Raw genomic sequence first — 10,992 nt, 5'->3', positions numbered from 1 at the left:
TTACAAATTTTTCAGCGCCAGTTTAATAATGTTCTCTACGCTTAGCGAGGCATCTTGGGAAACTACCTTGTCGACCACCTTTTCGGATTGCTTTCTGGTAAAACCTAGAACCTCTAATGCAGATAACGCTTCTTCTTTATTTGTATTGTTTGATTGTTGTGAAACTTCGCCCATGTCGTACACCTTCAAAATCTTGTCCTTAAGGTCTAAGATGACACGCTGGGCCGTTTTGGCTCCAATCCCTTTTATGGACTGGATTGTGGGCACATCGCCATTGGCTATGGCATCCCTTACTTCGGATGGGGACAGGGAGGACAACATGGTACGTGCCGTACTTGCTCCGACACCTGAAACGGAGATCAATAAACGGAACACATCGCGCTCTGCCCTTTCGGCAAAACCGAACAAGGTATGCGAGTCTTCCTTCACCAGTAAATCGGTATAGATAAATATACTTTCCTCATCCTTGAGCAGGGAGAAGGTATGCAATGAAATATGCAAAAAATACCCCACTCCATTGCATTCCACAATGGCATATGTTGGATTCTTCTCTACGAGCTTCCCTCTTAAGTGGGTAATCATGGGCGGTTTATTTGGTTATGGTTATTCTCCTTGCATTTTTGCTTTCCTTCTTTTTTCTCGTTCTTGGGCATCTATCACCGCGACTGCGGCCATGTTCACCATTTCATCCACACTGGCACCCAATTGCAAAATATGCGCTGCACGGGTCAAACCCACCATAATCGGACCAATGGAATCGGCATTGTTGAGGCCTTTCAACAATTTGTAGGTGATGTTGGCAGACTCCAAGTTGGGAAATACCAGGGTATTGACCTTTTTGCCGGATATTTTGGAGAACGGAAAGTTCTTGCTGCTCATCTCTGGATCAAGAGCAAAATCGGTCTGGATTTCACCATCGACCACTAAATCTGGATTTCTTTCATGCAGGATTCTAACGGCTTCTTTCACCTTTTGCGCGTTGGGATGGCTCGATGAGCCAAAATTGGCGTAGGAAAGCAGGGCCATTACGGGATTAAAGCCAAAGGTCTGGGCCACATTGGCCGTCATCTGGGCAATTTCTGCCAATTCCTCCGCATTGGGATCTATGTTAATCGAGGTATCCGCCAAAAACAGGGGTCCCCTATCGGTAATCATAATATTTACCGTACTGGCATTTTTTACATTCTTGGCCCTCCCCAGCACTTCAAAAACGGGTCGTAGCACCTTGGGATATGATCGGGAATAACCGGAAATCATCCCGTCGGCATCACCTTCCTTGAGCATCATGGCGCCAAAATAGTTGCGCTTACCCATGTTCACCCTAGCGCTGTATTTGGTCTCTCCCTTTCGTTTACGGAGCTCCCACAATTTTAACGCGTACTTGGTGCGCATTTCACTGAATTCGTCGGAACGTGGGTCAATGATCGGAACTTCGGCATCGAACTCCAATTCGTCCTTGAGTTTTTCAATGGTAGGCTTGTGCCCCAATAGAATCGGGGTCGCAATACCTTCATCGTGCACGATCTGTGCGGCCTTCATCACATCCAAGAGCTCTGCTTCGGCAAAAACTATGCGTTTTGGATTGACTTTGGCCCTGTTGTGGAGCAGTCGGACCACCTTATTGTCGTTGCCCGATCTTTGGTACAATTCTTCTTCGTATCGGTCCCAATCCTGAATGGGAAGTCGGGCCACCCCGCTTTCCATAGCAGCCCTTGCAACCGCAGGAGGTACATGGGTAATCAACCTTGGGTCAAAGGGCTTGGGAATGATATAGTCCCTACCAAAAGTCAATCGGGTGGTGTCATAGGCAATATTCACCTGTTCCGGCACCGGTTCTCGGGTCAAATCGGCCAAGGCACGTACTGCTGCCATCTTCATTTCTTCGTTGATCTTGGTCGCCCGCACGTCGAGTGCTCCCCTAAAAATGAAGGGAAAGCCCAAAACATTATTTACTTGGTTGGGATGATCGGAGCGTCCTGTGGCCATGATAATATCCTCTCGGGTATCCATCGCCAAGTTGTATTCGATTTCTGGATTTGGGTTGGCCATGGCAAAAACGATTGGGTTCTCCGCCATGGAGTTCAGCATTTCTGGAGTGACAATATCTGCAATGGAAAGCCCGATGAACACATCCGAATCCTTCATGGCCTCCTCCAAGGTGTCTATTTTTCGGTCTGTGGCAAATTCCTCCTTTTCCGAGGAAAGATTTTCCCTATCCTTTCGAATGACGCCCTTGCTGTCCAACATCACAATATTTTCCGCTCGAGCTCCGAAGGATTTGTACAAACGGGTACACGAAACAGCTGCTGCTCCCGCACCGCTCACCACAATCTTGACGTCCTCCATTTTTTTGTCGGCTATTTCCAATGCATTCAGCAAGGCTGCCGCCGAAATAATGGCGGTTCCATGTTGGTCATCGTGCATTACGGGAATATCCAACTCCTCCTTCAAACGGCGTTCGATTTCAAAAGCCTCCGGTGCCTTGATGTCTTCTAGGTTGATTCCACCAAAGGTGGGGGCGATGGTCTTTACGGTTTGAATAAATTGCTCCACATCGGTAGTGTCCAGCTCGATGTCGATACCATCAATATCCGCAAAAATCTTGAAAAGCAAACTTTTCCCCTCCATCACTGGCTTGGATGCCTCCGGACCAATATTGCCGAGTCCCAAAACCGCAGTTCCGTTGGAGATGACCGCAACGATGTTTCCTTTGGCGGTATACTTGTAAACATCGTCCTTGTTCTTTTCGATTTCCAAACAAGGCTCCGCTACTCCTGGAGAATAGGCAAGTGCCAAATCCCGCTGGGTGGAATAGGGTTTGGTGGGTACAATCTTTATTTTTCCGGGTTGTGGCTTTGCGTGGTACAGTAATGCTTCGCGTCTTTGCTTTTCCTTGCTCATATATTCAAAAAATGAATAGGTAAAGTTAGGGTATTCCATGGTTTTAAAGGAACATCCCCAATATCAATTTTAGTCTGGCCCTAAAATTTATGAAATTGGTTCCAAGTCAAACCAATCCATCGAATCAAGCATCCAACGGATACTCCTCCTTCGCCTTTTTCACGTTGAGGCGCATGGCAAGAACCGAGGCAATCACAAAACAGGTTCCTGCGAACAACATGGCGTTCACCGAATTGGCTCCCAACAAGTTTTTAAAGATAGGCCCAAAAGAGAGGGTCTGTATACCCATAGGTATTACGATCATCATATTTAAGATTCCCATATAAACGCCCCTTCGTTCTTGTGGAACAATTTTAGAGACCATACTGTACGGTATTCCCATCATGGCCGCCCAACCGATTCCGAAGAGCACCATGGGAAACAGTACATATACCGGATCTTGGATGTAGGGTATGGCAAAAAGAGCGATTGCAGTTCCGAACAAACTAAGTGCGTAAATTTTCTTGCCCCCAAAACGCATCGTCAATGGCACCAATACCAATGCGACCACCGCGGTGACCACGTTATAGGTGGTACTCATTTTGGCGGCCTGTGCAGCTGCTTCCGAGGTGTCATATCCTAATGAAACCCTGAACAAAGGCGTAATAAACTGCCAGTAGACAAATAACGCGTACCATTGGAAAAGGTACACAGCAGAGAGCTTCCACATAAACTTGGGCATATCCTTTACGGCGTGGGCTATTTCCACAAAAGGCACCTTAAAGCGTTCCGCAAATGGCAGGGCCTTATGCTTGTTGATATCTGCCAACTCCTCATCGGTAGGGGGTATTTCCGGTGTTTTTGCGACCGACCATAAAATGGTGGCTATGGAAAGAAAGGAACCAATAAAGAATGAATAGTACAGCCATTTGGGCACTGCACCTTCCACTTCTTGACCGCCTCCAAACCAATCTTGGAACAAAAAGATAGAGGCATTGGCCAATAGAATACCGGCACCTACAAAAAGGCTCTGCATTTGATATCCGATACTGAACTGTGATTCCGGCAATTTATCACCGACAAAGGCTCGATAGGGTTCCATGGCCATATTGTTCCCCACATCCAAAATCCATAATAATCCTACGGCGAACCACAGGGCCGGACTCAATGGAAACAAGAACAGACATAAACTGCCCATAATCGCACCTATTAGGAAAAACGGTTTCCGTCTTCCCCATTTTGGCGACCAAGTTTTATCCGAGATAGCACCAATAATGGGCTGTACAATCAAACCCGTTACTGGGCCAGCTATATTTAAAATGGGCAACAATTCCTCTTTGGCACCCAAAAAAAGAAAGATAGGGTTGATGGCACTTTGCTGTAATCCGAAACTGTACTGGATTCCAAGGAACCCAACATTCATATTGAAAATTTGCCAAAAACTGAGTTTGGGCTTCTTGATTTTGATCATACTATCCCTTTAGTTAGTCTGCAATATCACCTTTGAAAAAATGTGAATCCTTCAAAAATATTGCTCAATATAGCATTTTTTATCTTTCAGAAAGCCTAGTTTTTGAATTTGATTGGGCGTGAAATGTTATTCTTTGAGAAAGTCGATGTTTCGCCGAAGCCCAGATAGCTTTGTTCGCTTTACTGCAGATTTCTGAAACACCTTTTTAAAAACATCTTCCGTAATTTCCTCCCAATCCTTTTTGGTGAAGGACAACAATTCGGTATTGGGGTCAAACAAAGGTTCACGGTGCGATTTGGAAAAACGGTTCCAAGGACACACATCCTGGCACACATCGCAACCGAACATCCACTCGTCCAATTTACCCTCAAATTCGGAAGGAATTTCATTTTTGAGCTCAATGGTCAGGTAGGAGATACACTTGCTGCCATCCACCACGTACGGCTGCACAATGGCTTCGGTAGGGCAAGCATCAATACAGGCCGTGCAGGTTCCGCAATGGTCGGTAACGGGAGTATCGTACTCCAATTCCAGGTCCACGATAAGCTCGGCCACAAAATAAAAGGAGCCCACCTGCTGGGTAAGGAGGTTACTGTTTTTCCCGATCCACCCCAGACCACTTTTCGCTGCCCAAGCCTTATCCAAAACCGGGGCTGAATCCACAAAGGCTCTTCCGTGCACCTCACCTATTTCTTCTTGAATGAAATGAAGAAGATTTTTCAACTTATCCTTTATCACATAGTGATAATCCATTCCGTAGGCATACTTGGAAATCTTATAGGAATCCGGATTTTGCCGTTCGGATGGAAAGTAGTTCAGCAAAAGGGATATCACGGATTTGGAGCCTTCGACCAATTTGGTGGGGTCCAATCGTTTATCAAAATGGTTTTCCATGTACTGCATTTCGCCATGCATGTTTTGGTTGAGCCATTTTTCCAAACGGGGCGCTTCCTCCTCCAAAAATCCTGCTTTGGAAATACCGCACGACAAAAATCCGAGACGCTTGGCCTCAGCTTTGATGAGTTGGGTATGTTTTTGGATACTCACGTCACGAAGATAGGAATAGTTTTACGCTGCCCGAACCAAATTTATTTGGTTTTGACAATGTTATATTCCTCCTTGTAAAAGTCCATGATGGGTTGGAACGGCCCTAACTGATGTTGTTCTTCACTAAAGCTATCGGTATAGGGACCATAGGGTGTAGAAACAGGTTTTTTGATCAAATCAGGAAAATCCACTTCCCGATTGGGTTTTGTTGGCCGCAATTTTTGATTAATGTATCCGGCAACATCATATGCCTCCTCATCGGTCAGCACAGGATTGTCAAAAGTGGTTCCGTAGGACATATTGCTTTTGATGAATTGTGCCGCAGTGATCACTCTCGTCATACCCGCCCCGTTGTTGTACGAATCATTTCCCCATAAAGGAGGATAAAGATAGCTGCCGTCCTCCTGGGTCTGTCCTTGCCCGTCCAGACCGTGACATTCCACGCAATGGTGTTGAAAAACAGTTTCACCATGGTCCAAGTCCACCGCCCTATTGGGTATTTCGATGGCTAAAAATCCTTGCCCCTTTATGTTTCCATCGATTGGAACCGCCCTGCCTAACCATTCCAGATAGGCCAATAATGATGTCATTTTATCACTATCCTCGGGCATTACCCTTCCGTTCATGCTACGTTCCAAACATCCATTGATGCGTTCTTCGATGGTTCCCATAGTGTTTTCGCGCCCTCGATATTGTGGAAATCTTTTTACCACTCCTATCAAGGGTGCGGCGTAGGGTTTTGTACCTGCATTTAAGTGGCAACTTGCACATGCCAGATTGTTCCCAGCAAATCTTTGGGTGGAATCTAGCTGTTTGGGGCCAATATGGGCCGAGGTATTCCTGAATATTTCAAAGCCTTCCCTGATTTTTTGATTTTTGTCGGAATTGGAAAGATTGTAAACATTATAGTCCAAGTAATAGACATCGTCGGGAAGTTTCACATATCTATTGCTTTCAAGTATTCCCCCGAATCCAAGGAGCACGATCGAAAATCCCAATCCTAGCATTAAAAACATACCAATGCCAAGTTGCCAACACAACTTCCTTATTTGCTTGGCAGTGCTCTTGAATGCACCTGAATGCATCGGGTCGGAATGTGAAGCGTTTCGCATGGTTTGTTCCAAATCATGTTGGCAGGCATGCAGACTAAGGTTTGGGCACTGTACGACTTTTGGAGAATGCCAATGCACCGCTCCGTAAAACCGAACAAGCTAGAAAATTACGAAAAGATTTAAAAAAGTTAAGCGATGAGTCAAAACAATCCGCCTTGGGTTCCACCTTTCATCTTGCCCAAGTGTTTGTAGGCAAGCTCGGTGACCTCCCTCCCCCTTGGCGTGCGCATAATAAAGCCTTGTTGTATCAAAAATGGTTCGTATACCTCTTCCAAGGTCTCGGCACTTTCGGATACTGCTGTGGCCAATGTGGTGATTCCTACCGGGCCGCCTTTGAATTTATCAATGATGGTGGTAAGTATCTTGTTGTCCATTTCATCCAGACCATGGGCATCCACATTGAGCGCTTTGAGACCAAACTGCGATATTTCGAGGTCAATATTGCCATTCCCTTTAATTTGTGCAAAATCGCGCACCCTTCGCAAAAGGGCGTTACATATTCTGGGGGTTCCCCGGCTTCTACCTGCAATTTCAATGGCCGCATCGGTGGTGATGGGCACTTTTAATATTTCAGCACTGCGCTCCACGATGGTAGACAGCAGTTCGGTATTGTAATATTCCAGTCGGCTCTGAATCCCAAAACGGGCACGCATCGGTGCGGTAAGTAAGCCCGAACGGGTAGTCGCCCCGATCAAGGTAAAAGGACTGAGGTTGATTTGCACAGAACGAGCATTGGGGCCCGTTTCGATCATGATATCAATCTTATAGTCCTCCATGGCCGAGTACAGGTACTCCTCCACAATGGGACTCAATCTGTGGATTTCATCAATAAAAAGCACATCACGCTCATCCAGATTGGTCAACAATCCAGCCAAATCCCCTGGTTTATCCAGTACCGGACCCGAGGTCACTTTGATGTTTACGCCCAGCTCGTTGGCCAAAATATGGGCCAAGGTCGTTTTTCCCAACCCTGGAGGACCATGAAATAGGGTATGGTCCAATGCCTCTCCCCTTAAGTTGGCCGCTTGCACAAAAACCTTTAGGTTTTCCAATACCTGTGCCTGTCCCGTAAAATCATCAAAACTGACGGGACGCAACGCTCTTTCAATATCGAGCTCTTCTGGCGAAAAGTTTTCTGCGGATGGGTCTAGATTCTCGTTCATGCTTCAACAAATATAATTGAAAACAAAGCGACCCGAAACGATCCTGATAAAAATACACTGGCAGTGGGTTCTTTTGTTTCTATGGCTTATCTTAGAAAAAGCACAAATCTATCAAGTTACAACTATGTTGACTACTACCTATTCCGAAGGAATTCTACAATACATCCCATTTTTTTATGTCATTTGGTCGGACGACCTGCTTTCGGCTTCAGAAGTATCCGTAGTCCAGAATGCCATTGAGCGCGATGCTTCCATTAGCGCTAAGGAAAAGCAACAGTTGAAAAAGTGGTTGATCAAGGATAAGCCGCCGAAGGACAATGAAATCAAGCATTGGAAGCTTACCATTGACCATTCGGAAGTAAAACTTATTGAAAGTGACACCTACCCGCTGACTTCACTTTGCCAACGTTTGGTGGGTACAAAGGACATCAACGAACAACTAAAGCACATTGAGGTTCATTTGGGGATACAACCCAACCATTACAACCATCTTTTTGATGTGGAGGTGGTGCACGAAAAAACTTCTGATGAATACAAGCCCGATATGTTGGATGGTATTTTAAAAGGGACCCATGCGGATGTTGTGGATGAATTTAGGCGTTTTTTGGACCAACCTGATTTTACATGGCAAATCATAAGGGATAAGGACGACTTCAGAAAAAGGGTGTTGCACCAAGTCCAGTTGTTGGGCGAAGCTGGCTACGGGGCCATGGCCTACCCCAATGCCTACGGCGGAACAGGTAACATGCTAGCCTATGCGGCCATTTTTGAGCACTTGATGTTCGTGGATGGGAGTTTGGCCGTTAAGTTCGGTGTGCAATTTGGGTTGTTTGGCGGAAGTATCCAGAAACTGGGAACTACGAAGCACCACGACCAATATTTGACGGATGCGGGCAGCACCAAACTTTTGGGGTGCTTCGCCATGACAGAAACCGGTCACGGTTCCAATGTACGAGGCATTAAAACTACGGCCACCTACGAAAAAGAATCGGATAGCATCATCATACAAACCCCGGGCAAAAATGATAACAAGGAATATATCGGCAACGCACTGCACTCCAAAATAGCCACGGTTTTTGCCCAATTGATCGTCAATGGAAAAAATGAAGGTGTCCATGCCATCTTGGTTCCGCTCCGAAATGAAAAACACGAGTTGCTTGAAGGCGTGACCATTGAGGACAACGGCTACAAACTGGGCTTAAACGGCGTGGACAATGGGAAAATATGGTTCAACAGTGTGAAGGTCCCTAGGAAAAACCTGCTGGACAAGTACGGAGAGATACAGGAAGATGGTTCCTACTTTTCATCCATCAAGAACCCGAACAAACGATTTTTTACCATGTTGGGCACTTTGGTCGGCGGACGCATCTGTGTGGCTCGCGGTGCCTTAGGAGGTAGCAAAATGGCGCTTGCCATTGCCGTAAAACATGCCTTGAACCGCAGACAGTTCAATGATAACGTCAAAGTGCAGGAAGATTTGATCATGGATTATCCCACCCATCAGATCAGACTCACGCCCGCTATTGCAGCTGCCTATGTGTACCACTTTACCTTGGATGAAATGATGGAACGCTACAGTGATGAGTCGCAACCCGACAAAAGGGTCATCGAGACACAGGTGGCTGGATTAAAGTCCATTATCACTTGGTTTGCCAACGAAACCATTCAGGAATGTCGCGAGGCCTGCGGAGGAAAGGGCTATCTTTTGGAAAACCGGATCGCGGACTTAAAAGGGGATGTGGATATTTTCACCACTTTTGAAGGGGACAACACCGTATTGCTTCAGTTGGCTGCCAAAGGCATATTATCCGATTTTCGTGCTGAATTCAATAGTGCGGGATTTGCATCTGTCCTTAAACTGTTACAGACCCAGCTTTCGGACAAGTTAACGGCAATCAATCCCTTGTATTCCAATAAAGTGGATGCCGAGCATCTGTACAATCCCAAGTTCCATAAGCATGCGTTCGACTATCGCACCCGAAGATTGACCTATACTTTGGCCATGCGCATCCGCAATTACATTAAAAAAGGAATTCCATCATACCAAGCATTTTTAAAGGTACAGACCCATTTATTGGCCTTGGGCAAGGCGTACAGTGTGGAGTTGGCCTATAGTATCTACTGTGAACGGTATCAAAATGTGACGGACGTTAAGTATCGCGGACTACTGGAGAAACTCGGATGCCTGTATGCTTTGGACCAAATCAATTCGGATGCACGATGGTATCTGGAGCAAGGTTATATTGGCAGTACTAAATCCAAGGCGATACGCCAACGTGTGGAGCGATTATCCACAGAATTGAGGCCGCATATCGAAGTTTTGGTAGATGGCTTTGGCATTCCAAGTCATTGCCTTACCGCGCTCATTGCCCAACAGGGCTAGTCTTCCTTTTTGATCAATTGGGACCTTCCCAAAAACTCTTCAATAGTGATTTTTGGAGTTCCATATAAGTAAATACCCGAATCCCCGGATGACTTGATGCTGATATCGCCAAAGGCGTACACCCTGGCATCGGCGTTTCCAGCAATCTCTAAACGACATGAACTGATTTGCATCGTTTCGCCCTTGTACTTGGCATAATCCATAGCATTGATCTGTATCTTATCCGAAGTACCTTCCATGGCCAGAGACGCATTGCCTTCCAGATCCACTATTCCTGAATTGATCTGTGCATACACGTAGGCCTGTGCCCTTTTGTTCAAATTGATGTTCAAAGAATCGACCTCGGTGTGAAAATCACCACTGCTCGTGTCTTCCAAATTGATGTCCATCACGGCGGCATTGGCCTTAATATCCATTTTGGCATTGTTAAAGCCATCCACAAACAGCTCATTGGATTCAATGATATCCTTGGAGACCATACTTCCATTTTTTACGGTGATGGCCTTCAATTCGGTATAATCTACCATTATTTCCAGCTGCTTTTTGGCTGTGATGTTGTAATAAGAACTAATGACCAACGTACCGTCCTGTACTTCAAATTTGAGAACATCGATAAGGTTATCATCCGCAATAAGATGAAACCCGGTACCCAAAGATTTTTTCAAATTGATTTCGAGGTCGTCATTCAGTACTATGGCATCAAAAGGCGGTAGTTCCTCACTGACCTGCGTGACAATGCGGCTGCCCTTGATTTTAGGTTTACGCTGGGCCTGCATCCAAAGTGGAGATGCTATCAACAATAGAATAAGCAACTTTTTCATGATAGATTGTTTCATTTATGGGGGAAATGCATTTAAAGATATACAATTCACCTCAAAGAATGTCATCATAAAAAAAGCCCGTCCAATATGGAACGGGCCTTTTAAAATCTATTAA

At 45.6% G+C, this 10,992-nt stretch carries 8 protein-coding genes; 1 reads left to right on the top strand and 7 read right to left on the bottom strand.

Going from position 1 to position 10,992, the window contains the following annotated elements:
* The 6 genes from ruvA to ruvB all read right to left on the bottom strand — a co-directional run bounded on the left by ruvA (nucleotide 1) and on the right by ruvB (nucleotide 7,673).
* Complete coding sequence (gene ruvA / locus ABNE31_RS05630; protein ID WP_293284255.1) at nucleotides 1–582, bottom strand: Holliday junction branch migration protein RuvA; 582 nt, start codon at nucleotides 580–582, stop codon at nucleotides 1–3.
* A 21-nt stretch (nucleotides 583–603) separates the two neighbouring features.
* Nucleotides 604–2,901 (bottom strand): NADP-dependent malic enzyme, encoded by a 2,298-nt coding sequence (locus ABNE31_RS05625; protein ID WP_306013816.1) that lies wholly within the window; start codon nucleotides 2,899–2,901, stop codon nucleotides 604–606.
* 124 nt (nucleotides 2,902–3,025) lie between these two features.
* A complete protein-coding gene (locus ABNE31_RS05620) occupies nucleotides 3,026–4,348 on the bottom strand; it encodes an MFS transporter (protein ID WP_293284330.1) in 1,323 nt (440 codons plus the stop codon).
* A 129-nt stretch (nucleotides 4,349–4,477) separates the two neighbouring features.
* Nucleotides 4,478–5,398: a tRNA epoxyqueuosine(34) reductase QueG gene (queG, locus tag ABNE31_RS05615; RefSeq protein ID WP_349352678.1), complete on the bottom strand. Its 921-nt coding sequence runs from the start codon at nucleotides 5,396–5,398 to the stop codon at nucleotides 4,478–4,480.
* A gap of 41 nt (nucleotides 5,399–5,439) precedes the next feature.
* Nucleotides 5,440–6,405, bottom strand: a complete 966-nt coding sequence (locus ABNE31_RS05610) for a c-type cytochrome (RefSeq protein ID WP_349353026.1) — start codon at nucleotides 6,403–6,405, stop codon at nucleotides 5,440–5,442.
* 245 nt (nucleotides 6,406–6,650) lie between these two features.
* Nucleotides 6,651–7,673 carry a Holliday junction branch migration DNA helicase RuvB gene (ruvB, locus tag ABNE31_RS05605; RefSeq protein WP_179383683.1) on the bottom strand — a complete coding sequence of 341 codons (1,023 nt, stop codon included), beginning with the start codon at nucleotides 7,671–7,673 and terminating at the stop codon, nucleotides 6,651–6,653.
* 124 nt (nucleotides 7,674–7,797) lie between these two features.
* Here ruvB and ABNE31_RS05600 point away from each other — a divergent pair, with 124 nt between their 5' ends.
* Nucleotides 7,798–10,056: an acyl-CoA dehydrogenase gene (locus ABNE31_RS05600; protein WP_349352677.1), complete on the top strand. Its 2,259-nt coding sequence runs from the start codon at nucleotides 7,798–7,800 to the stop codon at nucleotides 10,054–10,056.
* Here ABNE31_RS05600 and ABNE31_RS05595 read toward each other — a convergent pair.
* Nucleotides 10,053–10,877 (bottom strand): DUF2807 domain-containing protein, encoded by an 825-nt coding sequence (locus ABNE31_RS05595; RefSeq protein ID WP_349352676.1) that lies wholly within the window; start codon nucleotides 10,875–10,877, stop codon nucleotides 10,053–10,055. The two genes, ABNE31_RS05600 and ABNE31_RS05595, sit on opposite strands and share 4 nt — an antisense overlap.
* Nucleotides 10,878–10,992: the final 115 nt, after the last annotated feature.

The sequence above is a fragment of the Flagellimonas sp. MMG031 genome (assembly GCF_040112705.1).
Lineage (GTDB): Bacteria > Bacteroidota > Bacteroidia > Flavobacteriales > Flavobacteriaceae > Flagellimonas.
The sequence above is the reverse complement of the archived record's forward strand: the minus strand, read 5'-3'. Positions and strand labels throughout refer to the sequence as shown.

Coding starts and splice junctions, on each gene's coding strand:
- ruvA (WP_293284255.1), bottom strand. CDS start 582: ATGATTACCCACTTAAGAGGGAAGCTCGTAGAGAAGAATCCAACATAT.
- ABNE31_RS05625 (WP_306013816.1), bottom strand. CDS start 2,901: ATGAGCAAGGAAAAGCAAAGACGCGAAGCATTACTGTACCACGCAAAG.
- ABNE31_RS05610 (WP_349353026.1), bottom strand. CDS start 6,405: ATGCTAGGATTGGGATTTTCGATCGTGCTCCTTGGATTCGGGGGAATA.
- ruvB (WP_179383683.1), bottom strand. CDS start 7,673: ATGAACGAGAATCTAGACCCATCCGCAGAAAACTTTTCGCCAGAAGAG.
- ABNE31_RS05600 (WP_349352677.1), top strand. CDS start 7,798: ATGTTGACTACTACCTATTCCGAAGGAATTCTACAATACATCCCATTT.
- ABNE31_RS05595 (WP_349352676.1), bottom strand. CDS start 10,877: ATGAAAAAGTTGCTTATTCTATTGTTGATAGCATCTCCACTTTGGATG.